We start from the raw sequence: 25,661 nt of genomic DNA on the forward strand, positions 1-25,661 counted from the left end.
GTCGGCGGTGCGGCGGCGGACCGTTTCGGTGCGGTCCGCGCGCTCCTGTTCTTCCGATACCGGTTGGCGTGCGCGTGACCTGTGCCCGGAGCCGGGATGTGGGGATGTTGAATGCCAGGGGCTGCCCCCCCCTGTGCGAGACGGGGCCGGGGATGAGCACCACTCCCGGCCCCGCCCGTCCGCACCCGTCCGGCGAACGCTCTGTGAACAAGTGCCCCCGGCGTCAGCGCCGTCCGGCCTTGCGGGTGGCGCGCAGCCACTCCTTGTTCATGCTGGTGATGGAGACCAACGGGATGCCCTTGGGGCAGGCCGTGGCGCACTCGCCGGCCAGGGTGCAGCCGCCGAAGCCCTCCTCGTCCATCTGGGCCACCATGTCGAGCACCCGGGTCTCGCGCTCGGGCGCTCCCTGCGGCAGCACGTTCAGGTGGTTGATCTTCGCTGAGGTGAAGAGCATCGCCGCGCCGTTCGGGCAGGCCGCGACGCACGCCCCGCAGCCGATGCACTCGGCGTGCTCGAAGGCGAGGTCGGCGTCCGGTTTCGGCACCGGCGTGGCATGGGCCTCGGGCGCGGCACCGGTCGGCGCGGTGATGTAGCCGCCGGCCTGGATGATCCGGTCGAAGGCCGACCGGTCGACCACGAGGTCCTTCACGACGGGGAAGGCGGCGGCGCGCCAGGGCTCGACGTCGATGGTGTCGCCGTCCTGGAAGGAACGCATGTGCAGCTGGCAGGAGGTGGTGCGTTCCGGGCCGTGGGCGTCGCCGTTGATGACGAGCGAGCACGCGCCGCAGATGCCCTCGCGGCAGTCGTGGTCGAAGGCGACCGGGTCCTCGCCCCTGAGGATGAGTTCCTCGTTGAGGGTGTCGAGCATCTCCAGGAAGGACATGTCGGCCGAGATGCCGTCCACTTCGTACGTGGACATCGCTCCGTCGGCGTCGGCGTTCTTCTGGCGCCAGACGCGCAGGGTGAGCTTCATGCGTAGCTCCGCTGGGTGGGGTGGACGTACTCGAAGACCAGGTCTTCTTTGTGCAGGACGGGTGCGGCACCGGTGTCGGTGAACTCCCAGGCGGCCGCGTACGAGAACTCCTCGTCCCGGCGCTCCGCCTCGCCGTCCGGGGTCTGGGACTCCTCGCGGAAGTGGCCGCCGCAGGACTCGGCCCGGTGCAGCGCGTCGAGACACATGAGCTCGGCGAGCTCCAGGTAGTCGACGACACGGTTGGCCTTCTCCAGCGACTGGTTGAACTCCTCGCCCGTACCGGGGACCTTGACGCGCCGCCAGAACTCCTCGCGGATCTGCGGGATCCGCTCCAGCGCCTTGCGCAGTCCCGTCTCGGTGCGGGCCATGCCGCAGAACTCCCACATGAGTTCGCCGACTTCGCGGTGGAAGGAGTCGGGGGTGCGGTCGCCGTCGACGGCGAGGAGCAGCCGCAGCCGGTCCTCGGTCTCCGCCAGCACCTCCTGGACGGCGGGGTGTTCGTCGGTGACCTCCTCGTGGTGCGGGTTGCGCGCGAGGTAGTCGTTGATGGTGGACGGCAGGACGAAGTAGCCGTCGGCGAGGCCCTGCATCAGGGCCGAGGCACCGAGGCGGTTGGCCCCGTGGTCGGAGAAGTTGGCCTCGCCGATCGCGAACAGGCCGGGGACGGTGGTCTGGAGGTCGTAGTCGACCCAGAGTCCGCCCATCGTGTAATGCACGGCCGGGTAGATCCGCATCGGGACGGTGTACGGGTCCTCGGCGGTGATCCGGGCGTACATGTCGAAGAGGTTGCCGTACTTCTCCTCGACCTTCGCCTTGCCCATGCGCCCGATGGCGTCGGCGAAGTCAAGGTAGACGCCCTGCCCGCCGGGGCCCACTCCCCTGCCCTCGTCGCAGACGTTCTTCGCGGCGCGGGAGGCGATGTCGCGGGGGACCAGGTTGCCGAAGGACGGGTAGATGCGCTCCAGGTAGTAGTCGCGCTCGTCCTCGGGGATCTCGTTCGGCGGGCGGGTGTCGCCGGCGGCCTTCGGGACCCAGATGCGGCCGTCGTTGCGGAGCGACTCGCTCATCAGCGTCAGCTTGGACTGGTGGTCGCCGGTGCGCGGGATGCAGGTGGGGTGGATCTGGGTGAAGCAGGGGTTGGCGAAGTAGGCGCCGCGCCGGTGGGCCCGCCAGACCGCGGTGGCGTTGGAGTTCATGGCGTTCGTCGAGAGGTAGAAGACGTTGCCGTAGCCGCCGCTGGCCAGGACCACCGCGTCGGCGTAGTACGTCTCGACGCGGCCGGTGACCAGGTCGCGGGCCACGATCCCGCGAGCGCGGCCGTCGACCACGATCAGGTCGAGCATCTCGGTGCGGGGGTGCATCTCGACGGTGCCGGCGGCGATCTGCCGGGACAGTGCCTGGTAGGCGCCGAGCAGCAGTTGCTGGCCCGTCTGGCCACGCGCGTAGAACGTGCGGGAGACCTGGACGCCGCCGAAGGAGCGGGTGTCGAGCAGGCCGCCGTACTCACGGGCGAAGGGCACGCCCTGGGCGACGCACTGGTCGATGATCTCGACGGAGATCTGCGCGAGCCGGTGGACGTTGGACTCCCGGGCCCTGAAGTCGCCGCCCTTGACGGTGTCGTAGAACAGCCGGTGCACGGAGTCGCCGTCGTTGCGGTAGTTCTTGGCCGCGTTGATGCCGCCCTGGGCGGCGATCGAGTGGGCCCGGCGGGGCGAGTCCTGGTAGCAGAACTGGACGACGTGGTAGCCCTGTTCGGCGAGCGTGGCGCCGGCGGAGCCGCCCGCCAGGCCGGTGCCGACGACGATCACCCGGTGTTTGCGGCGGTTGGCGGGGTTGACCAGTCTGGCCTCGAAACGGCGGGTGTCCCAGCGCTCGTTGACCGGGCCCTGCGGTGCCTTGCCGTCGACGACGGGCTCACCGGTCGTGTAGTCGGTGTATGCGGACGATGCGGTCATGTTCAGCTCACCACTCCGGTCATCACGGCCACGGGTACGGCGATGAAGCCCGCGGTCAGCACCAGCGCGAGGACGTTGGCGACGGTCTTGAGGGCGCGGTCGCGGGTGCGGCTGCCGGCGCCCAGGGTCTGTGCCGCGCTCCAGAAGCCGTGCCGGATGTGCAGGCCGAGCGCGAGCATGGCGACGATGTAGATCACGTCGCCGTACCAGGTCGAGAAGGTGTCGACGACGTTCTGGTAGGGGTGTCCGGACTGGAAACCGCCGGAGTGCACGGTGCCGGTCGTCAGGTCGAGGAGGTGCCAGACGATGAAGAGGCCGAGGATGACGCCGCCCCAGCGCATGGTGCGGGTGGCGTAGCTCGACCGGGGCTTCGTGTGGACGTACCGGCTGGGGCGCGCCCGGATGTCGCGGCGGCTGAGCTGGTAGGCGGCGGTGGCGTGCGCGACCACGGCGAGGACCAGGACCACGCGGATGATCCAGAGGGCCCACTCGTAGTGCAGGAACGGTTCTCCGATGGTGCGGAGCCAGTGCGCGTAGTGGTTGAAGTCGCCCGCCCCGAAGAAGATCTTCAGGTTGCCGAGCATGTGGACGACCAGGTAGAGCAGCATGATCAGGCCGCTCACCGCCATCACGGTCTTCTTCCCGAGCGAGCTGTCCCACACGGTGCGGGTGATGGACGGTCGTCGGTCCGTCCGCGTTGCCAGTGCCATGACTCAGCACGCTAGGCCGCCCGGAGCCGATCGGTCCAAGACATGGTGTGGCTCGTTTCGATAGGGGTGACCTATCGTGGTGGGGTGCAGTTCCAGCAACTCCAGTACTTCGTGGCGGTCGCCGAGACCCGCCACTTCACCCGGGCCGCCGAGCTGGTCCATGTCGCGCAGCCGTCCCTCTCCCAGCAGATCAAGTCGCTGGAGCGGGAGTTGGGGGCGGATCTCTTCCTGCGGGCGCGCGGCAACATCACGCTGACCGACGCGGGCGAGGCGCTGCTGCCGCTGGCCCGCCGTATCCTCGCCGACGCGGACACGGCCCGGCACGAGGTGCAGGAGCTGGCCCAGCTGCGCAGCGGCCGGATCCGTCTCGGCGCCACGCCGAGCGTGTGCACGGGCCTGCTGCCCGACGTGCTGCGCGCCTTCCACGACCGCTACCCCGGCATCCGGCTGCTGATCGAGGAGGGCGGCTCCCACGACCTCGTCCGGGAGCTCGCCCGCGGTGCTCTCGACCTCGCCCTGGTCGTGCTCCCGCTGCCCACCCCCTCACCGGCGCTGACCACGGTGGAGCTGCTGCGCGAGGACCTGGTGGTGGTGTCCTCGCCGGAGCGGCCCGCGCCCGGCGGGGGCCGTACGGTCCGGATCCCCGATCTGGAGGGCGAACGCATGGTCATGTTCCGGCACGGCTACGACCTGCGGGAACTGACCGTGGCCGCCTGCCGCGCCGAGGGCTTCGAGCCGGACTTCGCGGTGGAGGGCGGCGAGATGGACGCCGTCCTCGGCTTCGTCCGCTCGGGTCTGGGTGTCGCCGTCGTCCCGCGCATGGTCGCGACGCGGTCGGGGCGGGGCCTGCGGGTCACCCCACTGGCCCCGCCCGGACTGCACCGGACGATCGCCCTCGCGCACCGCAGTGACGTGGCGCCGCCGCGGGCCGCCCGGGAACTCCAGCGGATGCTGCTGGAGCGCTGAGCCGGCCCCCGCCGGTGGGTGCGCCGGTCCTTCCGGACCGGCGGGCGCCCCGACCGGAGGGCCGGGGCGCGTGGGGTCGTGCCGGGTGGGGACAGAGGTACGGGGTGTCAGCGGGTGGGGATGAAGCCACCGTCGATCACGAAGTCGCTTCCCGTGACGTTGGGCGCCCGGTCACCGGCGAGGAAGAGCACGACTTCGGCGACCTCGGACGACTGGGAGAAGCGGCCGGTGACGGTGGCACCGGACACCTGGGCGATCACGTCGTCCGGGGTGACCCCGGCGGCGGCCGAGACGGTCTCGGCGACTCCCCCGCCGCCGAGCCACAGCTCGGTCTCCACCGGGCCCGGGCTGACGGTGTTGACCCGGATGCCCTTGGGCCCCACCTCCTTCGACAGCGCCTTGGAGAAGGCGACCAGCGCCGCCTTGCCCGCGCTGTAGTCGATCACCAGGGGATCGGGCAGGGTGGCGTTGACGGACGCGACCGTCACCACGGAGCCCTGGCCGGCGGCCAGCATCACCGGCAGGGCGGCCCGGGTCACCCGTACCGCGGTCAGCAGGTTCAGATCGACGGTGCGCTGCCAGTCCTCGTCGGTGACCGAGAGGAATCCGCCGGTGCGGGCCGGGGCGGCACCGACGTTGTTGACGAGGATGTCGAGGCGCTCACCGGCCGCCGCGACCAGCCGCTCGGCGGCCCCGGGTTCGGCGAGGTCGACGGGCACCCAGGTGACCGACCCCTCCTTGACCAGCGCGTCCAGCGCCTCCGTCGTGGTGCGGGACCCGGCGACGACCGTCGCGCCCGCGCCGGCCAGCGCCTGGACGACGGCCAGTCCGATGCCCTTGCTGGCACCGGTGACGACGGCGGTCCGGCCCTGAAGTTCCGTGCTCATTCTTTTCAACTCCTGTGCTGTGAGGCCCGGTTCGAGGGGCTTCTGGGATGGCGTGGGTAAGTCGGTGGGTGGATGGGGGGACTCGTGCGGAGGCGGCCCGCCCGCCGCTCCGGTGTGGTCAGGGGTGACGGGTGTCCCGGCCCGGTATCCCCTGGCAGGCCAGCCACCGCAGGACGTGGTCGGCCACCACGCGCCAGCCGTGGTCGACGACCAGGGAGTGGCCGCGGTCGGGGAACTGCTTGAGCTCGGTGACCGCCGGTGAGTCGCCGTACAGCTTGTACGCGGAGCGGGTCACCACGTCGGGGACGGTGCGGTCGGCCTGGCCGGAGATCAGCAGCAGCGGCCCGCGGTCCGCGTTGCCGGTGGCCACCGCCGCCGGGGAGCGTCGCGCGAAGTTGGCGAACGCCGCCTGGAACAGCGGCCGTCCCGGCGAGGGGATGGTGAGCCGCTCGTACAGGTCGTCGGACTCGCCCCGCTCCAGCGCGTTGCCGAAGCCGTAGCGGAACTGCGCGGCGGTCAGGGAGACCGCGCGGCCGCGGTTCGCGGGGTTGCCCAGGACGGGGAGCCCCGCGCGCAGCTGCACCGGGGGCAGCGCCTTGACGCCCTTGATCTGGGCGGGATCGATGGCGACCGCGGCCCGGCCGAGACCCGCGCCGAGCAGCTTCTGCGCGATCAGGCCCCCGAAGGAGTGCCCGATGAGCACCGGCGGACGGTCCAGGCCGCGGATGATTCCCGCGTAGTGCTCGGTGACCTCGTCGATCCCCAGTCCCGCGACGGCCTCGGGGCGACGGCGGGCCTCGGCGACGGTGGCGGCCTCGCCGGGCCAGCCGGGGGCCAGCGGCTCGTATCCGTGCTCGTCGGCCAGGTCGGCCCAGGGCTGCCACGAGGTGGCGTGCAGCCAGAGGCCGTGGATGAGAACGACGGGGGTGCGCGGGTCGGGCATGGCCTTCTCCTGGACTCCTCGGGGCCGCCTCCGGGGGCGGCGCGACGGGTCCACACTCCCCCGGCGGTCGGGGGCGCCGCATCGGTCGAATGACTGTGGTGGGCGACCGACAGCCGCGGCCGCCGGCCACCGCCCCCGTCGCCGGGCGCGGACAGCGCGCCGCCGGCGGCCGTCGTCACCGGCCGCCGTCGTCACCGGCCGTCCGCCGCGATCGTCCGCCGGCCCCGGGACCGGGTGACGAAACCGGCGGCCTCCACCGCCCTCCTCGGACACGCGCCACTCCCTGCGACACGCGCCGCCGGCCTCCGACACGCGCCACCCCACCTCCCCGACAACCGCTGCCTCCCTCCGACAGGCGCCACCCCGCCCGCTCCGACACGCGCCGGCGTCCGACACACGCCGTGACCGGCCGGCTCCGTGCCCCGTCGGGGGACAGGATCGTCGGTGGAACGGATCGGCAGTGGACCGGATCGCCGGTGAACCGGTGACGGAGTCCCCGGACGGATGTCCCGGCCGAAGGTCATCCGCCCTCGGTGGAGTTCCCCGCCAGCGCGTCGCGCAGCGAGGCCCGGGAGGAGATCCCGAGCTTCGGGAACACCCGGTAGAGGTGCGCCCCGACCGTGCGCGGCGAGAGGAAGAGCCGGGCGCCGATCTCCTTGTTGCTCAGACCGCTCGCCGCGAGTTCGGCGATCTGCCGCTCCTGCGCGGTGAGCGCCGCGGCCGGACCGTCGGCGCCCCGTGCCGCCGCGGCGCCGGCGGCCCGCAGTTCGGCCCGGGCCCGCTGGGCCCAGGGCACCGCGCCGAGCCGGTCGAAGGCCTCGGCCGCCTGCGCGAGGACCGTCCGCGCGGCCGCCCGTTCCCGGGCCCTGCGCAGCCACATGCCCTGGGCGAGCCGCACCCTGGCCAGCTCGAAGGGGTACTCCGCCCCGGCGGGGTGCGCCACCGCCCGCTCGAACGCCTCCCTGGCCCGCGTGTCGTCCTCGGTCATCGCCAGGGCGGCGGCGGTGAGGAAGCCGAGGTGCGGCGAGATCGCGGGCAGCCCCTGGTCGCGGGCGGCCACGGCGTGCGCACGGGCCTGTGCGGTGCGGCCGGTGTGCACGGCCGACTCGACCAGGTCCAGCAGGGTGCGCAGGGCCTGCTGCGAGTACGGCGTGAACGTGCCGGGCGCGGCGAGACCGCTCGCGTAGGAGTACGCGCCCTCGAAGTCGCCCGCGGTGAGGTGCGCGGCGGTGCCGATGGCCTCGGCGAGCTGGGTGAGGTAGCCGACGCCGCGCGGCCGGGCCCACCGGTCGAGGCGGTTCAGTGCCGCCGTGGCCGCCTCCAGGTCGCCCCGCCAGGCCGCGACGAGTCCGAGGAAGCCGTGGTACTGCTGCGCAAACAGCGCGTAGCCGTGGACGGCGGTGAGGTCCAGGCCGCGCAGGCCGGTGCGCTCGGCGGCGTCCCAGTCGCCGCTGTTGATCTGGTCCAGCATGACCAGTTGCAGCAGGGTCATCGCGTTGGTGACCGCCCCGCTGTCCGCCTCCCGGTCGGCGACCCGGCGGACCAGCGGACGCTGGTCACCGAGCGCGTCGAGGTAGTACGCCGCGACGCCCAGCCGCATGACGTCCCAGGGCTGTTCCTCGCCCAGCCGGGCGAACGCGTCCTGGACCCGTTCGCGCGCGCCCGCGCCGCGCCGCGCGAGGTCCCCGAACGCGTCACGGTAGAGGGCGGTGGACGACGTGCCGGGGACCTCGTCCGCCAGGGCGTCGGTCACCGTCCACAGGGCGGGGTCGGCGGCGAACAGGCTGATGGCGAGCAGCAGGTTGAGCAGCCGGGTACGGGTCTCCGGGTCGCCGTCCGGGGGCAGCGACCCGAGCGCGGCGGCGACCCGGCGGTGCGCGGAGCGGACGTCGCCGTCCCGGTAGAGCGACGCGTACGCCGAGGTGATCACGGCGGTGGGCGACCGGTGGGTTCCGGCCAGCCGGTCGGAGACCTCCCGCAGTTCCTGTGCCTGGTCGAGCAGCGCGGACTGGGCGGCCACGTAGGCCGCGTCACCGAGGCGGCGAGAGCGCGGTCCGGCGGCGGGGCTCAGTTCGGCGGCGCGGGTCAGCAGGGCGACGGCGGACGCCGCCGCGCCGCGGGCCGTGGCCGAGCGGGCGGCGCGCTCCAGGACGGCGGCGACGGCCTCGTCGGGGTCGACGGTGGCGGCCGCGAGATGGGCGGCGTGGCGTTCGATGTCCGCGTGGTGCAGCCGGGCGAGTTCCGCGTGGGCGGCGCGCCGCTCGTTCGGGGTGGCGGACTGCAGCAGGGCCGAGCGGACCAGCGGGTGGCGGAAGACGGGGTCGCCGGTGACGGCGTCCACGGTCAGCAGTCCGGCGGCCAGGGCGCCGTCCACCGCCCTGAGCCGGTGGCGGGCGCGGTCGGCCGATGACGGTGCCGCGCCGGTGCCGTCGAGGGCCGCGCGCAGCAGTTCGGTGCGCTCGGCGGCGGCGAGCGTCCTGATCCGGTCGCCGTAGAGCTGTTCGAGGCGCCGGGACAGGGGCAGCTCACTGGGCCCGGCGCCGTGGGCGGTGCCCTCGCGCAGGGCGCGCGGGAGCTCCAGCAGGGCGAGCGGGTTGCCCCGGGCCTGTTCGAGGACCTGGTGGCGGGCGGCCGTCGAGAGGTCCGGGGCGTGCGCGTCGAGCAGCCGGGCGGCCGCCCGGGGGTCCAGGGCCGGGACCGTCAGCTCGGGCAGCCCCGCCGCGTCCCACGCCGACGGGAGGTCCGCCCGTACCCCGACGGCCATGGATACGGCATGCGCGGACAGCCGGCGGGCGATGAACCGGCCCACCTCGGCGCTCTGCGCGTCGAACCAGTGGGCGTCGTCCACGACGACCAGCAGCGGGCTGTCGCCGGACACCAGGGCGAACAGGTCGAGTACGGCGACGCCCAGCGTCATCACCGAGGGCGCCTCACCCGTCGTACGCCCGAAGACGGTGTCGAAGGCCGCTCGGGTGACCCGGTCGAGGCCGGCGGCCTGCGGGAGCAGCGGGTGCAGGAGCTGGTGCAGGCCCGCGAAGGGAAGCTCCGACTCGGCCTCGACGCCGGCCGCGCGGACGACCCGGTGTCCGAGGGCGAGGGAGCGCGCCGCGGCCGCGTCCAGCAGGACGCTCTTGCCGACGCCGGCCTCGCCCCGCAGCAGCAGGGCCCGTCCGTCGGGGGACGCGGCCAGCGCGGACAGCTCGGCCAGCTCCGTCTCCCGGCCGACGATCGGCTGTTCGTCCGCCATGCCCTGCCTCCCGCTCTCGCGCCGGGCCGCCCGGTGGTCTCCTGTCCAGGAGACCACCCCGCGTACGAAGCCTCAGCCGGTGGCGTCGACCAGGGCCAGGTCATGCAGGCGCTCCGGCGGGCCGGGGCGGGCGTAGTACCAGCCCTGGGCGGTGTCGCAGCCCAGTATCCGCAGCTGTTCGGCCTGCGCGCCGGTCTCGACGCCCTCGACCGTGACCGCGAGATCGAGGCTGTGGGCGAGCGAGACGATGCCCTCGACGATCTTGAGATCGACGGGGTCCGCGGGGAACTGCTGCATGCCCTGGGTGAACGAGCGGTCCAGCTTGAGGATGCTCACGGGCAGTCGGCGCAGGTTGGCGAGGTTCGAGTAGCCGGTGCCGAAGTCGTCGAGGGCGATGTCCACTCCCATCTCGGCGAGCCGGCGCAGCGGCTTGAGGAGGTCGTCGTCGGCGCCGATCAGCGCGGACTCCGTGACCTCGAGGCACAGGGCGCCGGCGTCGAGCCCCTCGCGCTCCAGGATGTCCACGGTGTCCTGGACGAGGCCCGGGTGGGTGAGCTGGCACGGCGACAGGTTGACGTTGATCCGCAGGGGGCCGGCCCCGGCGTGCCGCGCCTGCCACCTGCGGGCCTGCCGCACCGACTGTTCCAGGACCCAGCGGCCGAGCGGCACGATCAGTCCGGTGTGCTCGGCGAGCGGGATGAACTGGTCGGGTCCGAGGACGCCGTGCTGCGGATGCAGCCAGCGCACCAGCGCCTCCGCGCCGTGCACGCTGCCGTCGGCGAGGTGCACCAGCGGCTGGTACTCGATGAAGAACTCGCCCCGGTCGAGGGCCGCCGGGAGCGCCGTGGTGAGCCCGTGCCGGGTGATGGCGCGGGCGTCTGCCTCGGGGTCGGCGAGCTCGAAGCGGTTGCCGCCCGCGGACTTGGCGCGGTACATCGTGATGTCGGCGCTGCGCAGCACCTCCGCGGGGCCGCGTTCGCCCGCCGGTCCCTCGACGATGCCGATGCTCCCGCGTACGGCCAGTTCACGTCCGTCGATGCTGATCGGGGTGACCAGGGCGTTCATGATGCGTCCGGCCAGCTCGTCGACCTCGCGCTCGGTGTCGGGGCCGATGGTGAGGGCCACGAACTCGTCGCCGCCGAGCCGGGCGACCATCTCGCCCGGTGCGGTCGCGCAGGACTGGAGCCGGTCGGCGACCTCGACGAGGAGCCGGTCGCCTGCCGCGTGTCCGAGGCTGTCGTTGATGGTCTTGAAGCCGTCGAGGTCGAGGTAGCACAGACCGAACCGCTGGTCGTCGCCCGCGGAGAGCGCCTTCTCCAGGCGTTCGAAGAAGAGGGTCCGGTTGGGCAGTCCGGTGAGGGCGTCGTGGGTGGCCTCGTAGCGCAGCCGCAGATTGAGCAGCCGGCGCTCGGTGGTGTCCTCCATGAGGGCGAGCTGGTACTGCGGTTCACCGTCCGCGTCGCGCAGCAGGGACACCGTCAGGTTGGTCCACAGGGCGGTGCCGTCGGGCCGGTAGAAGGCCTTTTCGACGTGGTAGTGCTCCCGCTCGCCGCTGACCAACTCCTCGTAGAGCTTCCAGACTTGGGGCGCGTCGTCGGGGTGGGTCCACTCGGGGACGCGACGGCCGCGCATGGTCTGTTCGGAGCCGCCGAACATCCGAAGCAGGGCTCCGTTGGCCTGCAGGATGTTGCCTTCGAGGTCGGCGATGGCGATGCCTATGGCCGCGCCCTCGAAGACCGCGCGGAAGCGTGCCTCACTGGCGTGCAGTGCCTCGGCCACCGTGCTGCGTGCGTTCAACGCGGCCTGGTAGATGGCCTCCTGCTCGCTGAGGGTCCGCTCCCGCAGCGCCTGCGCGAATCCGGCGGCCATGGCGTGCTGCAGCCGTGCCGAGCGGGTGCGCAGGGCCTCCTGCGGTCCGTCCTCGCCGCAGTAGAGCACCAGATAGGCGTCCACGCAGTCGAGGGTGCGGCTCAGCGCCTCGGGATCGGTGCAGTGCGCGGAGACGATCGCGGCCCCCACCGCCTGCCCCTCGGCCGCCTGGAAGGTCCTGGCTCGCAGCGCCTCGCTCAACCGCCGTGCGAGCGGGATGAGTTGCTGCTCGAACTCGGGACGGGTCAGTGACGTCGAGGTGACCGGGAAGACCGCGCGGCTCCAGATCGTCGCGAACCTGCGGAGTCTGTCCTCCGGCCCGTCCGGTTCCGCGGTCACGCCGTGCGCCCCACGCCCGCGAACCCGGAGAAGGAATAGGGATCCTCGTCCTCGGGCGCGGTGTCGGGCCGCCAGATCGGCATCGGCACCAGTCCGGGTTCCACCATGTCGTACCCCTCGAAGAACCGCGCGATCTCCTCGCGCGAACGCATGATCAGCGGGTTGCGAATGTTCTTGTACACGTCGACCGCGCCCTCGGTCCGCTCGGCCGGGAGCGGGATTCCCTCGTACGAGGCGTGCGTGACGACGAGCAGGCTTCCCGGCGCGAGCGCGTCGCGCAGTTCGGCCACCGCAGCGTACGGGTCGTCCGCGTCCTCCACGAAGTGAAGTATGGCAACGAGCAGCAGGGCGACCGGCCGGTTCAGGTCGATCAGCCGCTGGACCTCGGCGCTGGCCAGGATCTCCTGGGGCTTGAGCAGATCGGCGGCGACCACGTCGGTGTCGTCGACGTCCCGCAGGACGGCCTGGCTGTGCGCGACGGCGACCGGGTCGTGGTCGACGTACACGACATGGGCTCCGGGGCGGGCCGCCCGCGCGACCTCGTGGACGTTGCCGAAGGTCGGGATGCCGGAGCCGATGTCGAGGAACTGCGAGATGCCCTCGTCCGCCGCGAAGCGCACGGCACGGCGCATGAACGCCCGGTTCGCCTGCATGATCTTGGGCAGTCCGGGCAGGAACTCCATCGCCTTGCGGGCCGCTTCCCGGTCGACCTCGAAGTTGTGCGAACCGCCCAGGTAGTAGTCGTAGATGCGGGACACGCTCGGCACCGAGATGTCAATGCTGCGTGGGGCCCAGGCGGGACGCTCCATCTATCTCTCCAAGGCGTAGTCGACGGCTCAGGCGATCCGGTGTTCGAGCTGAGGCTACTGATCGCCCGCCAAACGGGCGAGTCAAAACGGAAATTGACCGTCCGTTCACCGGGACTGCCTACGGCATGTGCCGAATCCACCGCGGTGCGGAGCCTTCGGACACGCCGACGCGTGTCACCGCGAAACCGATGCGAAGCGTTCCAAAAAGTTCCCGGGAGTCACGAAGCGTCGTCATGCCCGGCCCGGCGGCGACTGTCCCCGGTGTGGAAAATTTCCCCCGTCCGGGCCGCGGCCGATGCGGGCGCGCACAGCGAACGGTCCGCCCCCTCCGTGCGGAGGGGGCGGACCGTGGTCGCGCGCGTTGTTCTGTTCGTCCGGCGTTCCCGCCGGTTCCGACCCGTTCGCCGTTCCGCGTTCGTCCCTCCGCGACGGGACGACCGGGCCGAGGGGAGGCGATCGGCTACTTCGGCGCGCCGACCGGCTTCCCGTCGGGGGCGACGGCGTACCACGTGCCGCCCACGCCCTGGCCGTTGGTGTCCCCGGCCTTGGTGTCACCGGAGAAGGTGTAGATGGGCCAGCAGTTGACGGTCATCTGCTTGGCGCCGTCCGGGCGGGTGAAGCCCATCAGGCCCTTCTTCTGGACGCCCTTGGTGTCGGCGGCCTTGACCGGCGCGACGACGGGCCACTTCTCCAGGCAGGCGCCGACACAGGCGGACTTCGAGACCGGCCAGGCCTGGTCCTTCATGAAGCGGTAGACCGTCATGCCGTTCTTGTCGACGACGATCTCACCGAGCTTGGGGTCCTTGCGGGTCGACAGGCCCGGCAGGGCGGCCAGCGTGGCCTTCTTGCCGTCGGGGGCGGAGGCGTACCAGATGCCGCCGACGCCCTGGCCGTTGACGTCGCCGGCCTTGGTGTCCTTGGCGTACCGGTACATCGGCCAGCCGGCGATGGTCAGCTGCTTGGTGCCGTCCGCACGGGTGACCTCGCCGAGCAGTGCCTTGTCCACCCCGGTGGCGGCCGTGGCGCCGTCGGCGGGAACGGCGGGCCAGGCCTTCGCGCAGTCGCCGTCACAGTTCGACTTCGGCGGCTGGGCGGTGTCCTTCTCGAAGCGGTAGAGGGTGAATCCGGCGCTGTCGGTCAGCACCTTGCCGAGCGTCGCGCTCTCCGCGACGGCGAGCTGCCCCGCGGACTCCGCCTGGGCCGCCGCACCCTGCTGGTCGGCGCCGTAGCCGTTCGGGCTCGCGGTGCTGCCGGTCTGGCCGTATCCGTTGGCAGCCGCGGCGGCGCCCACGTTCTGGCTGCCCGTCGACTGGGTGCCCGAATCCTGACCGCACGCCGTCGTGAGCGCCAGCACGGCCGCAGCTGTCGCTACGAGTGAGGCGCTCCGCCAGGAGGTCTTCATTGGGTAACTCCCACCGTTCACATAAGGGTTGCGGCGCCGTGCAGCACCGCGCATGGCCCTAGGTACGGCCGGGGGCGGGCGTTGTGTTCAACCGGCTCACAAAAAACTTTCGGAACGCTGTGACACCCTCCGGCACCGGAGCCCCGGACGGCCGTCCACCCGGCCCCCGCACACCTGATCGCTCGCCCATCCGTTCGCTTCTTCTCGTACATCTGCGCCCGGCCGGCCTGCCTGCCCGGCGCCGCCGTCAAACCGCCCCGGTCCACAAGTCCTCCGTTCGGGGCAATACCCCGCCACTCCGGCGTGCGTGGCGCCGGCACGCCTCATGATCTCCGACGTGCATGCACCACAGCGGACCTCGTCCGCCCTCGTCATACGGGTTCTGGCGCTGCTGACGCTGGCCTGGGTCCTCGGCGGTGCGCCGGTCCCGTCCGCGGTCGCGGACGCCTGCGCGTACGCCTCCGTCGGGCCGGACGGCACGGAGGCGGTGGCGATCGCCGGCGACGGGCTCTGCACCGTCAGCCCGGCGCCACCCACCCCCACGCCCACCCCGACACCTCCGCCGAAGCCGACACCCCCGCCGCCCCCTCCGCCCCCGCCCCCACCGCCGAGGCCGCGGCCGACACCACCGCCTCCTCCCCCACCGCCCCCCGCGCCGGCCCCGCGGCCCGTCGTCGTGGCACCGCCGCCGAGGCCGACGCCGCCACCACCGCCACCGCCCGCTCCGACACCCACGCCCACGCCGACGCACCGGGCCCGTCCCCAGCCGTCGCCCACCCCGGTGAGCTACCCGGTGTACCGCGCCCCGGCGCACAAGCACGCGGTCCGCAGCGGACCGTCCCTGGTCTCGCTCACCCTGCTCGTCACCGTGCCCGCGGTGCTCGCCGTCGCGGCGCTGCGTCCGCGCTGACCCTTGGAGGCAACTTTGTCGGATTGGCTTGTTCTCGTCCTCGCGATGGCGGCCGCGTGCCTCGTGGTCCTCGTCGTGGCGCTGCTGCGCAACCGGCGTGCCCCGGAGGACGAGGATCCGTCCGAGACCCCGGACGTGATCGAGTACATGACCATGATGATCGGCGTGGTCTACGCCATCGTCCTGGGGCTGGCCATCGCCGGCGTCTGGGAGGCCCGCAGTGCCGCCCAGGACCATGTGCAGACCGAGGCCCAGGCCCTGCACGAGATCTCGGAGCGGGTCCGGGTCTACCCGCCGGAGGCACGGGACCGCATCCGCGGCGACGTCAACGCGTACGTCGGACATGTCGTCACCACCGAGTGGAAGACGATGGCGGAACACGGTCGTGTGACGGCCGAGGGCGGGCGGCTCTTCGACCGCATCCGTCAGGACGTCACCGACTACCAGCCGAAGACGGACTTCGAGGCCCAGGCCTACCAGCCGCTCGTCGACCAGGTGACCGCGGCGGACACCGCGCGCAACTCACGGGCGGAGTCGACCGGCGCGACCATGCCGGGCGTGGTGTGGTTCGGTCTGATCACCGGTGCCGTCGTCACGATCGGGATGGTCTTCGCGCTGCAGATCCGGCGCACCCGGAGGGAGTTGATCCTGGCCGGGCTCTTCTCGGCCCTGATCGCCTTCCTGCTCTTCCTGATCTGGGACTTCGACGCGCCCTACAGCCGGGGCATCGCGGCCTCGGCCGAGCCGTTCACGACGCTGTTCCCGCACCTCCCCGGGTGACGGGACCGCACGAGGGACCCCGATAGCGACCGCGCGGCCGGGGGACGGGCGACACACGTGCCCGTCCCCCGGCCGCGCGCGTGCCTCCGCCGCCGATCGCGATCGGCGGCGCATTGCGCGCATGGTCCGTCCCGGCAGGAAGACACGCCAACCGACTTGCACATAATCAGATATTGCCGCAGGTCATGATCTGACGGAAATATCCTGCACCCGGCACCTCGGACGGCGCACCGCACGGGCGCACCGCCGTCCGCCCGCCCGTGCCCGTCGGCCGCCGGGCATGCTCCACCAGGCTTTCTCGAATGCGCGACGGACGCGGTGACGGCCGTGTCGAGAAGGGATGGCGAATGTCTTCGTCCGCGTGGTCCGAAGAGGAGGAGCGGCAGAGGAGGCGGGTTCCCTGGGGCGTGATGGCACTGGTCCTGCTGACCGGTCTCGCACTGATCCGCAACGGATCCGGCGAGTTCGACGCGGGTCCTCCGCAGCCCGCGTCGGCCGCGGCGGCGGACGCGCGGACCCCCGCGGCCGTGCGCGCCAAGGCGCCCGCCCCGCTGCCGTACGCCGTGGTGGACCGGGTACGGATCCCGGCGATCCGGGTCGACGCGCCGGCCGTGCCGGTCGGTCTCGACACGAACGGCTGGGTCGGCGCGCCGCCCCCCGAGGACCCGAATCTCACGGGGTGGTTCACGGGCGCGGTCTCGCCCGGCGAGAAGGGCACCTCCGTCGTCGTGGGCCACGTGGACAACGCGCGGGGCCCGGCCGTCTTCTACGGACTCGGGGCCCTCAGGAAGGGCAACAGCGTCGAGGTCCTGCGCAAGGACGGCAGGACCGCCGTCTTCGAGGTCTACGACATCCAGGTGTTCCGGAAGAGCGCCTTCCCCGGCGACCGCGTGTACGGCGACAGGGGGACCCCTGAACTGCGCGTCATCACCTGCGGAGGAGGTTTCTCCAAGGAGCACGGCTACGACGGCAACGTCGTCGTGTTCGCCCGCCTCACCGGCGTCCGCTGAACGCCGGGCGCCCTCCGGCCGTCCGGCACCGGGCCCGTCCACGGGGCGCGCCGCCTCGTCCTGCCCGGTGCCGGGACGGGACGGGACGGGACGGCACGCCCCGGAACCCGTCGGCGGAGGCGGGCCCCGGAACAGGTCCCCGGACTCAGGAGTAGCGCCGTCGCGGCACCGTGAGGTGGTAGCCCTCGTCCAGCAGCCGGGGCAGATAGCGGCGCAGCGCCCGCACGGTCTGCGAGCGGTCGCCGCCCGCGTCGTGGGAGAGCACGACGACGCCCGGGGCGGCACCGTGCTCCACCCGGCGGACGATGCTGCGCGTGCCGGGCGTGGTCCAGTCGCGGGAGTCGACCGTCCACGCCAGGGGCTCCATGCCCAGGTCGGCCCCGATCTGGAAGGCCGCGCGGTTCCAGGCACCGTAGGGCGCGCGGAACCACAGGGGGCGCTCACCGCAGGCGTCCTCGACGACGTCGCTGGTGCGCGCGATCTCGGAGTGGATCTGTGAGCGCCGCAATCGGGTCAGCAGGGGGTGCGTCCAGGTGTGGTTGCCGACCACGTGCCCGTCGTCGGCCATCTCGGCCAGCAGACCCTTGTTCACCGCGGCCATGCCCCCGCAGACGAAGAACATCGCCCGGACGTCGTACTTGCGCAGGGTCTTCAGGACGGCCGGGGTGTAGCGCGGATCGGGACCGTCGTCGAAGGACAGCACCATGGTGCGGCCGTGTCCCGGCACGTGCAGGAGCGGCTCGCTGCGGACCGGCGGGCGCAGCGGCCCGCCGCTCGGCGGCCCGTCCCCGGTCATGGGCAGCAGGCGGAAGGCGGACGGCTCGCGGACCGCGGGGGCCTGCGGGCCGGCGGCCGGGAGCGGCGCCGGGCTCCCGGGTGCGGCGGTGCGGACACGGGCCGTGCCCGCGACCCCCGCCGCCCCCAGGACGGCCGCGCCGCCGATCAACGCCCGGCGTCGCGTGAGCGACTGGTCCTTTTCCATGCCCCATCAGTCGCCCAGCGATCGGGTGGCGGGGCTGAGCAACACCGGGGCGCACCCGGGATTGCACCCGATGGGACCAGTTCAGCGACGGCGCACCAGGGGGAACGGCAGCGTCTCGCGGATCGAGAGCCCGGTGAGGAACATGACCGTGCGGTCGACGCCGATGCCGAGCCCGCCGGTGGGCGGCATGGCGTATTCGAGCGCGTCGAGGAAGTCCTCGTCGAGTTCCATCGCCTCGGGATCGCCCCCGGCCGCCCGCAGCGACTGCGCGGTCAGCCGTCGGCGCTGCTCCACCGGATCGGTCAACTCGGAGTAGGCCGTGCCCAGTTCGGTACCGAAGGCGACAAGGTCCCAGCGTTCGGCGAGGCGTGGGTCGGTGCGGTGCTGACGGGTGAGCGGGGAGACGTCGGTCGGGAAGTCCTTGTAGAACGTGGGCAGTCGGGTCTCCGCCTCCACCAGCCGTTCGTACATCTCCAGGACGACGTCACCGCGGCCGCCGTCCGCCCGGTACGGCACGCCGGCGCGGTCGCACAGCCCGTGCAGCGCCTCCGTCGGGGTGCCGGCGTCGATCTCCTCCCCCAGCGCCTCGGACAGGGCGCCGTACACCGTACGGACGGGCCACGGACCGGAGATGTCGTACTCGGTGCCGTCCCGGCGGGCGACGGGTGACCCGAAGGCGGCCGTCGCCGCGCCCTGGATCAGTTCGCGGGCGAGGTCGAGCATGACGTCGTAGTCGGCGAACGCCTGATAGGCCTCCAGCATGGTGAACTCGGGGTTGTGCTTGTGGGAGACGCCCTCGTTGCGGAAGGCGCGGCCCATCTCGAAGACCTTCTCCAGGCCCCCGACGCACAGCCGCTTGAGGTACAGCTCGGGGGCGATGCGCAGATGGAGGTCGAGGTCGTAGGCGTTGATGTGGGTCGTGAAGGGGCGGGCGTTGGCGCCGCCGTGGATCCGCTGAAGGATCGGCGTCTCGACCTCCAGGTAGCCGCGGTCCAGCAGCCCCTGGCGCAGCGCCTGCACGGCGGCGGACCGCAGCCGGACGACCTGGCGGGCCCCGGGGCTCGACATCAGGTCGACATGACGGCGGCGCACCTTCGCCTCGGGATCGGTGAGCCCGCGGTGTTTGTCGGGCAGCGGGCGCAGGCACTTGCCGGTGAGCCGCCAGTCGGTCACGAAGACGGTGAGGGTGCCCCGGTCGGCGGCGCCGGAGACGCCCTCGGCGAGGAGGTGGTCGCCGATGTCGACGTCCGTGCGGAACCGCTCGAGGGCGGGCCCCGATCCGGAGCGGGTGAGGGCGATCTGCAGGTCGCCGGACCAGTCGCGCAGGACGGCGAAGACCAGACCGCCGAAGTCACGTACGCGGACGACACGTCCGGCGACGGTCACCGGCACGCCCGCCCGGACCTCGGCGAGCGTGTGGGTGCGCGGCGCGACGTCCACCGGGTACGGATCGGTGCCCTCGGCACGGAGCCGTTCGAGGGTGCGGTGCCGGACGCGGACCTGCTCGGGCAGGCCCGCCGCCGGATCGGGCGGCTCGTCCGGCCCGCCTCCGCCGGGGCCCGCGGCGGGCGGTGCGTGCGGCCCCCCGGGCACCACGGGGGAGGTCCTGGCCTTCCTCCGTCCCCTCCCCCACAAGGTGCGCAGCGAGGGCACGGAGACGAAGCCCTCGGCGATGCCGGACGCCATGCCGATCCTGGCGAGGGAGCCGGCGTCGCCGTAGCAGAGGAAACGGGGGTACCACTCGGGGTGGTACTTGGCGTTGGACCGGTAGAGGGCCTCCAGCTGCCACCACCGGGAGAAGAACAGCAGCAGCCTGCGCCAGAGCCGCAGCACCGGGCCCGCGCCGATCCGGGCGCCCTCCTCGAAGACCGACCGGAACACGGCGAAGTTGAGGGAGACACGGCGTACGCCGAACCTCCCGGCCGCCGCGCACACCTCGGCGACCATGTACTCCACGACTCCGTTGGGGGCTCCGCGGTCACGGCGCATCAGGTCGAGCGAGATGCCGTCGTCGCCCCAGGGCACGAAGGAGAGCAGCGCCAGGAGCCGGCCGTCCCGGTCCATCGCCTCGACGAGGAGGCAGTCTCCGTCCGCGGGGTCGCCGAGCCGGTCCAGGGCCATGGAGAAGCCCCGCTCCGTCTCCGTGTCGCGCCAGGCGTCGGCCCGGTCGACGACCTCCTCCATCTCCTCGTCGGTGAGGGTGGAGTGGCGGCGGACCCGGCAGGTGGCCCCGGTACGGCGGACGCGGTTGACGGCCTGCCGGGTGACGCGCATGTCGCGGCCGCCCAGGTCGAACCCGGCGACGTGCAGGATCGCCTCGTCACCGAGTTCGAGCGCCCCGAGACCCGCCCGGACGAAGGCCCTGGCCCCGTCCTCGGAGGCACCCATGACGGCGGGCACCCAGGCGTAGCGGCGGGCCAGGTCCAGCCACGCGCCGATGGCGTGCGGCCACGCCTCGCGGTCGCCCACCGGGTCGCCGCTGGCGAGGCAGACCCCGGCCTCGACGCGGTAGGTGACGGCGGCCTTGCCGCTGGGCGAGAAGACGACGGCCTTGTCGCGGCGGGTGGCGAAGTAGCCGAGGGAGTCGTCGGCGCCGTAGGTGCGCAGCAGCGCGCGGATCCGGGACTCCTCGTCGCCGTGCAGCGCCGCCTCCAGCCGCTGGGATCGGAAGAGCGTGGCGGCCGCGTTGAGCAGGGCGACGGCACCGAAGAGACCGAGGAGGAAGTACACCGGATGGGGTGGCCGTCCGCCGAACGAGTCGGCGGAGACGAGCCCGCCGCACACCCGGCCGGCCGCCCACGTCAGCCGGTCGCCGCGCGGCAGGGTGCCGGGGAACAGTTCGACCACGCCCCAGCCGAGCAGGATCGCCACGACGAGCCCGGCGGCCAGGACGGCCAGGGCCCGCCACACGGCGCCGCGCCGGGAGTCGGCGTAGAACTCGCGGCGCGCCACGACCAGGAGCACCAGGGCGATCCCGCAGACGGCGAACGACGGCAGCGAGTCGGCGTACAGACCCATCGCGAGGCCGACGACGTCGGACAGGACCAACAGGCCGAGGTAGACGACGACCAGCCACCACGCCACCTTCTTGCGGGCGGCGGTCGCCGCGGCGAGCAGGAAGAGGAAGGCCGCGTACGCGAGGTTCGCGCTCACCGGGACGATCAGCCGGTCGAGGAGGTCCACCACCGGGCGCAGCAGCCGGCGCAGGGGCTCGACGAAGGCCAGTACGGCGCAGAGCGCGCCGAGGATGCCGAAGAACGCCCCGTACCCCTCGGGCACCTTGCTGAGGAACCCGTCCCGGGACCGCCGTACGGCACCCCCGGCGCCCTTCGGTCCGCGGGCCTCGACGGTGGCACTCATGGTTCCGACTCTAGGAAGGGCCGGGCGCCGCCGCCCGTCGAGCGATCCGGCCGCGGCCCACGCGCGCCGGGCACGCCGGGCACGGGGGCGTGTCGTGCGGGAGGGCGTGCCGGGCGCGGGGCATGTGGTGCGGGAGGGAGTGCCGGGGCACGGGACAGGTCGTGCACGAGGGAGTGCCGGGCGCGGGGTGAGTCGTGTGCGGGGCGGGTCGTGCGCGGGGTGCAGTGGTCGCCGGAGTCGCCTCCGGCGTACACCGATACGGCCGACACGCCGTCCCCCTGGTATCCACACGCCCCGCCCGCCTCCCGGACCTGCGGGTTCCGATAGCCTCGGCGCTGTGGCGGAACAGCAACCCTCGCACCAGTTCGAGCGCGGCACGGACGGTCCCAAGGTCATCGTCGTCGGCGTCGACGGCTCCGACTCGTCGCTGCGCGCCGCGGCGTACGCGGGCGGCCTGGCCAGGCGGCAGCACGCGCTGCTGGCCGTGGTCTACATCCAGCCCGTCATGGCCGCCGGAGCGGCCTTCGGAGCCCCGGTCGCGGAGACGACGGACCGGATCGCCGAGGACCTCATCGCACAGATCCGTGAGGCCGCCGGACGGGTCAAGGACATATTCGACGTGCGCTGGGAGTTCCACACCTTCCGCGGCGACCCGTACAACGGTCTGGTGAAGGCGGCGGACGAACTCACCGCGGACGCCGTGGTGGTCGGCGCCTCCGAGCAGGCGGGCCACCGCATCGTCGGTTCGGTGGCGATCCGGCTGGTGAAGGCCGGGCGCTGGCCGGTCACCGTCGTCCCGTAGGGCCTTTCCTCCGGATCGGGCCGGATCGGGCCGCCGACACCTTCCCGCCGGCGCGGGCGGGGTCCGCCGCCTGCGCCCGCACGGCGGAGAAGGGCGTCGACGCCGAGCGTCGGCAACCGACACCGACGCCCCGGCCGGTCGTGCGGGACCCCGATCCCCCGGCACGATCCGGAAGACGGGCGCCGCGCCGGGCACGCGGACCGCACGGCGGGCACGCGGGCACGCGGACGCGCGGACGCGCGGACGCGCCGAACGGCACGCGCCGGCCCGCTGGACCGTTCACCGTGCCGTTCACCGACCGCATCGACCGCCCACCGCAGACCCTTGCCCCGCCCCTGTGCGCGCGGGGCGACAGCCGCTGGCATACAGGCCATGACGGCCGGAACCACCACCAAGACGACCGCCGAGCACGAGTTGGCCGCGCTGCAGCGCGAGCACGGACGGCCCCTCTTCGCCCTGCTGCTGCGCCTGTCCGACGGCGACCGGCAGCGCGCCGAGGATCTGCTGCAGGAGACGTTCGTACGGGCCTGGCAGCACCCCGAGGCGCTGCGCGCCGACGACTTCACCTCCGTACGTCCCTGGCTGCTCACCGTGGGACGACGGCTCGCGATCGACGCGCGCCGGGCCCGTCAGGCGCGGCCCCCCGAGGTGGGCGACGCGGTGCTGGACAACGCGCGGGTCTGCGCGGATCACGCCGAAAGGTCGGCGGCGACGCTCGATGTGCGGGAGGCTGTGAAGACTCTCACTCCCGAGCACCGTGAAGTCCTGGTGCTGGTGTACTTCCAGGGGGCGAGTGTGGCGGAGGCCGCCGCCGCGCTCGGAATCCCGCCCGGTACGGTGAAGTCGCGGGCCTACTACGCGTTGCGCGCCCTGCGTCGGGTCCTTCCGGGATACGCGGCCGACCTGCGGTGAAACCGAGCGCCGGGTCAAGCCTCCGTAAAGCGCCTGCCAAGGACCATGGTTGAGTATTCCGCTTGTCCTCATCCGTGTTCCGACCGAGAGCCCGGGTCGGGCGACGCGCACGCACCGGAGGAAGGCAGGAAGGGATGCTGCACAGAGGTCAAGAGAGCACGGACGGCACCGGCGGCGGGGAACTCACGGTCCCCATGGCCTGGTTGTACGCCGAGTACATCGCCGACGAGCTGTTGCGGACCGGCGACCTGATGCCGCCCACGTCCTTCGAGTTCCGCGCCGGGCGTGACGCCCTGGCCCTCACCATCTTCCTCTCCGACAGCGACGGCGAACTCTCGGGCATCCGGGTCGTCTCGCAACTGGAGACCTGGCTCTCGCTGACCGCCTACGACCAGCCGTGGCAGGACTGGGTGCGTGAGCACATGGCCCGGCGCACGGCCGAGGCCGCCGACCGGGGCGGGCCCGCCCCGGACCTGGAACTGGCCGCGGCGGCCTGGCGCTGGCTGGAGGAGACCGAACTGCTCGCCCCCGACCTGGACGCCGTACCCGGCGGCGGGCCGATCCCCGGCGAGGACGACGGCCCCAAGGTGTGGACGCCGGCGTGGCAACTGGGCCTGCCCCTGGGGCACCTGGCGATCCACCTCTTCTGACCCGCTGACCGGCCGCGCTCCCGCCTCCCCCGACCGAGCACGCTCCAGGCTCCTCCGACCGACCGCGTTTCCTTCTCCTCCTGCCGACCGCGCTCCTCACTCCACCGACCGCGCGCCCTCCGCCTCACGGTTGTCCGCACGGACACACCCTCGAACCCGTGACCGGTCCTCCGAACGCGTCCCGGCCCCGGCCGCCTTCCGATCACCACCCTCCCGGCCCCGCGACCCCTTTCCCCACCACCTCCTCCGCCCCGCGCCCCTTCGACCGGACGCCTCCTCCGACCCCCGCACACACCCCGCGCACAGCCGTCACCTCGGACCGGGGGCCTCCCCGCGATCCTCCGGCCGCCACCCCGCGGACGCGTCCCGGGCAACTTTTCCCGACGCGCACCAATCCGGGGGAGCGTCCGCTCCGAACGTCTTCGCCACGTCTTCGCCGCGATTCCGGACGAGCTTGAGTGATTCGGCGGTCTGGTCCGTACCGGTGGGCAACAGCAACACCACCCCCACCCCGCTCGATCGCCACGAGGATTCGGTATTCGGTATGAGGTCCCTGGAACGGCATCGTGACGTCGGCGCCTACGCGCTCGGCGTGCTGGACGAGGCGGATGCCTTCCGCTTCGAGGATCACCTCATGGAGTGCCCCCAGTGCGCGGCGCACGTGAGTGAGTTCAAACCCGCCGCACGGCAGATGATGCTGTACCGGCTGGCCACACCGCGCACCGTGCACCCCTTCGCGGCACCCGGACCCCGGCTGCTGGACACCCTGCTCGGCGAGGTCGCGGGCCGCCGCCGGGCCGGCCGCAGACGCTGGCTGTACGCGGTGGCCGCCGCCGTGGTCTTCGCGGTGGGCGGTCCCTCGCTCGCCATGGTGTCCTCGCACGGCCCGGCGTCCGGCGGCTCCTCCTCCGACCGGGCCGGCGCGACCGCCCAGGCCGCCGCGACGGACGCGGACACCGGCGTCTGGGCCCGGATCACCACTCAGGACCGGGCCTGGGGCAGCGAGGTCGACGTCGAGGTCAAGGACTCCGGGGGCCCGCGCCCCTGCCAGCTCGTCGCCGTCGGCAAGGACGGGTCGGAGCAGACGGTCACCAGCTGGATGGTGCCCGACCACGACGGCGCGGCCACCAGCATGCAGGGCGGCGCCTCGATGTCCGCCTCGGACATCAGCAGGTTCGAGGTGCGCACGGCGGACGGCAAACACCTGGTGACGGTCAAGTCCCCCGGGGACGGGACTACTTGAGCAGACGGGAGAGCCGGCGGTCGGCCAGTGGCCTGCCGCCCGTCTGACAGGTCGGGCAGTACTGCAGCGAGGAGTCGCTGAAGGAGACCTCGCGAATGGTGTCACCGCACACCGGACAGGGCTCACCCGTCCGGCCGTGCACCCGGAGCCCGGTCTTCTTCTCCCGTTTGAGACGGCCCGCGGCCAGCCCGTGGGAGCGCTCCACCGCCTCGGAGAGCGTCCCCCGCAGCGCCTCGTACAGCCGGCCGGTCTCCTCGGGCGTCAGCGAGGAGGCGAGCTTGAAGGGGGACATCCTGGCGGCGTGCAGGATCTCGTCGCTGTACGCGTTCCCCACTCCCGCGATCAGGCTCTGGTCCCGCAGAGCGCCCTTGAGGCGGCGCCGCTCCCCCTCCAGCAGCCGTGCGAACCGTGCCTCGTCGAAATCGGCGGCGAGCGGGTCGGGGCCGAGGCGCGCCACCCCCGGGATCTCCTCCGGGTCCTGGACCACATGGACCGCGAGTCTCTTCTGGGTGCCCGCCTCGGTCAGGTCGAAGCCCTCGCCGCTCTCCAGGGCGACCCGCAGCGCCAGCGGGCCCTTGCCCGGCTTGGGCGGGCCGTCCGGCAGCGGGTTCCGCCACTGCAGCCAGCCCGCGCGGGCCAGATGGGTCACCAGATGCAGGCCGTCGGCCTCGATGTCGAGGAACTTGCCCCGCCGGCGCACGGCGGTGACCTCGCGGCCCTCGAAGGCGGTGAGGGGCGGGTCGTAGGTCTTCAGGACACTGATGGCGACGGGCAGCACACGCACGACCCGGCGGCCGACGAGATGGTCGGCCAGGAAGTCCCTGAGCGCTTCGACCTCTGGCAGTTCCGGCATGCATCCAGAGTGCCATCCGCCACCGACACCACCATCCGGGGCTCCGGTCGGCCCCGCCC

At 72.9% G+C, this 25,661-nt stretch carries 20 protein-coding genes; 8 read left to right on the plus strand and 12 right to left on the minus strand.

Features of this window, described 5'->3' with window-relative positions:
* Window positions 1–223: 223 nt before the first annotated feature.
* The 3 genes from OG776_RS09415 to OG776_RS09425 are packed head-to-tail and all read right to left on the minus strand — an operon-like array spanning window position 224 to window position 3,602.
* Complete coding sequence (locus OG776_RS09415; protein ID WP_148009663.1) at window positions 224–973, minus strand: succinate dehydrogenase/fumarate reductase iron-sulfur subunit; 750 nt, start codon at window positions 971–973, stop codon at window positions 224–226.
* Window positions 970–2,928, minus strand: coding sequence for a fumarate reductase/succinate dehydrogenase flavoprotein subunit (locus OG776_RS09420; RefSeq protein ID WP_148009662.1), 1,959 nt, complete (start codon window positions 2,926–2,928; stop codon window positions 970–972). Before OG776_RS09420 ends, OG776_RS09415 begins: the two co-directional genes overlap by 4 nt.
* Window positions 2,929–2,930: 2 nt before the next feature.
* Window positions 2,931–3,602 (minus strand): succinate dehydrogenase, encoded by a 672-nt coding sequence (locus tag OG776_RS09425; protein ID WP_148009699.1) that lies wholly within the window; start codon window positions 3,600–3,602, stop codon window positions 2,931–2,933.
* A 120-nt stretch (window positions 3,603–3,722) separates the two neighbouring features.
* Between OG776_RS09425 and OG776_RS09430 the strand changes: the two genes are divergently transcribed.
* Window positions 3,723–4,604 (plus strand): LysR family transcriptional regulator, encoded by an 882-nt coding sequence (locus OG776_RS09430; RefSeq protein WP_148009661.1) that lies wholly within the window; start codon window positions 3,723–3,725, stop codon window positions 4,602–4,604.
* Between the two features lie 107 nt (window positions 4,605–4,711).
* Here the strand turns inward: OG776_RS09430 and OG776_RS09435 are convergent, their stop codons facing one another.
* From OG776_RS09435 to OG776_RS09460, 6 genes are all read right to left on the minus strand, one after another.
* Complete coding sequence (locus tag OG776_RS09435; RefSeq protein ID WP_148009660.1) at window positions 4,712–5,491, minus strand: oxidoreductase; 780 nt, start codon at window positions 5,489–5,491, stop codon at window positions 4,712–4,714.
* A 118-nt stretch (window positions 5,492–5,609) separates the two neighbouring features.
* Window positions 5,610–6,434, minus strand: coding sequence for an alpha/beta hydrolase (locus OG776_RS09440; RefSeq protein WP_148009659.1), 825 nt, complete (start codon window positions 6,432–6,434; stop codon window positions 5,610–5,612).
* 520 nt (window positions 6,435–6,954) lie between these two features.
* Window positions 6,955–9,681, minus strand: coding sequence for a helix-turn-helix transcriptional regulator (locus OG776_RS09445; RefSeq protein WP_148009658.1), 2,727 nt, complete (start codon window positions 9,679–9,681; stop codon window positions 6,955–6,957).
* A gap of 72 nt (window positions 9,682–9,753) precedes the next feature.
* A complete protein-coding gene (locus OG776_RS09450) occupies window positions 9,754–11,889 on the minus strand; it encodes a putative bifunctional diguanylate cyclase/phosphodiesterase (protein ID WP_148009657.1) in 2,136 nt (711 codons plus the stop codon).
* A complete protein-coding gene (locus OG776_RS09455; protein WP_148009656.1) occupies window positions 11,886–12,698 on the minus strand; it encodes an SAM-dependent methyltransferase in 813 nt (270 codons plus the stop codon). The genes OG776_RS09450 and OG776_RS09455 overlap by 4 nt, the downstream gene beginning before the upstream one ends.
* Window positions 12,699–13,158: 460 nt before the next feature.
* Window positions 13,159–14,100 carry an SCO0930 family lipoprotein gene (locus OG776_RS09460; RefSeq protein ID WP_148009655.1) on the minus strand — a complete coding sequence of 314 codons (942 nt, stop codon included), beginning with the start codon at window positions 14,098–14,100 and terminating at the stop codon, window positions 13,159–13,161.
* 781 nt (window positions 14,101–14,881) lie between these two features.
* Between OG776_RS09460 and OG776_RS09465 the strand changes: the two genes are divergently transcribed.
* The 3 genes from OG776_RS09465 to OG776_RS09475 all read left to right on the plus strand — a co-directional run bounded on the left by OG776_RS09465 (window position 14,882) and on the right by OG776_RS09475 (window position 16,800).
* Window positions 14,882–15,010: a hypothetical protein gene (locus OG776_RS09465; RefSeq protein ID WP_261994579.1), complete on the plus strand. Its 129-nt coding sequence runs from the start codon at window positions 14,882–14,884 to the stop codon at window positions 15,008–15,010.
* Window positions 15,011–15,025: 15 nt separating this feature from the next.
* On the plus strand, window positions 15,026–15,790 hold the full coding sequence (locus OG776_RS09470) for a bestrophin-like domain (protein WP_148009654.1): 765 nt from the start codon (window positions 15,026–15,028) through the stop codon (window positions 15,788–15,790).
* A gap of 347 nt (window positions 15,791–16,137) precedes the next feature.
* Window positions 16,138–16,800: a class F sortase gene (locus OG776_RS09475; RefSeq protein WP_329320079.1), complete on the plus strand. Its 663-nt coding sequence runs from the start codon at window positions 16,138–16,140 to the stop codon at window positions 16,798–16,800.
* A 145-nt stretch (window positions 16,801–16,945) separates the two neighbouring features.
* Here the strand turns inward: OG776_RS09475 and OG776_RS09480 are convergent, their stop codons facing one another.
* Window positions 16,946–17,782, minus strand: a complete 837-nt coding sequence (locus OG776_RS09480; protein ID WP_148009652.1) for a polysaccharide deacetylase family protein — start codon at window positions 17,780–17,782, stop codon at window positions 16,946–16,948.
* Between the two features lie 81 nt (window positions 17,783–17,863).
* Window positions 17,864–21,142 (minus strand): bifunctional lysylphosphatidylglycerol synthetase/lysine--tRNA ligase LysX, encoded by a 3,279-nt coding sequence (lysX, locus tag OG776_RS09485; RefSeq protein WP_148009651.1) that lies wholly within the window; start codon window positions 21,140–21,142, stop codon window positions 17,864–17,866.
* A 337-nt stretch (window positions 21,143–21,479) separates the two neighbouring features.
* Between lysX and OG776_RS09490 the strand changes: the two genes are divergently transcribed.
* The 4 genes from OG776_RS09490 to OG776_RS09505 all read left to right on the plus strand — a co-directional run bounded on the left by OG776_RS09490 (window position 21,480) and on the right by OG776_RS09505 (window position 24,749).
* Entirely contained in the window at window positions 21,480–21,944 is a 465-nt protein-coding gene (locus OG776_RS09490) for a universal stress protein (protein ID WP_148009650.1), read from the plus strand.
* A gap of 372 nt (window positions 21,945–22,316) precedes the next feature.
* Window positions 22,317–22,856 carry a sigma-70 family RNA polymerase sigma factor gene (locus OG776_RS09495; protein WP_148009649.1) on the plus strand — a complete coding sequence of 180 codons (540 nt, stop codon included), beginning with the start codon at window positions 22,317–22,319 and terminating at the stop codon, window positions 22,854–22,856.
* A gap of 134 nt (window positions 22,857–22,990) precedes the next feature.
* Window positions 22,991–23,506 (plus strand): hypothetical protein, encoded by a 516-nt coding sequence (locus OG776_RS09500; protein ID WP_148009648.1) that lies wholly within the window; start codon window positions 22,991–22,993, stop codon window positions 23,504–23,506.
* Window positions 23,507–24,050: 544 nt separating this feature from the next.
* Window positions 24,051–24,749: a zf-HC2 domain-containing protein gene (locus OG776_RS09505; protein WP_148012508.1), complete on the plus strand. Its 699-nt coding sequence runs from the start codon at window positions 24,051–24,053 to the stop codon at window positions 24,747–24,749.
* On the opposite strand, the gene OG776_RS09510 is transcribed toward OG776_RS09505, so the two are convergent.
* Window positions 24,742–25,602 carry an Fpg/Nei family DNA glycosylase gene (locus tag OG776_RS09510; protein WP_148012509.1) on the minus strand — a complete coding sequence of 287 codons (861 nt, stop codon included), beginning with the start codon at window positions 25,600–25,602 and terminating at the stop codon, window positions 24,742–24,744. The genes OG776_RS09505 and OG776_RS09510 overlap by 8 nt on opposite strands.
* Window positions 25,603–25,661: the final 59 nt, after the last annotated feature.

The organism is Streptomyces sp. NBC_01689 (assembly GCF_036250675.1).
Taxonomy (GTDB): Bacteria; Actinomycetota; Actinomycetes; order Streptomycetales; family Streptomycetaceae; genus Streptomyces.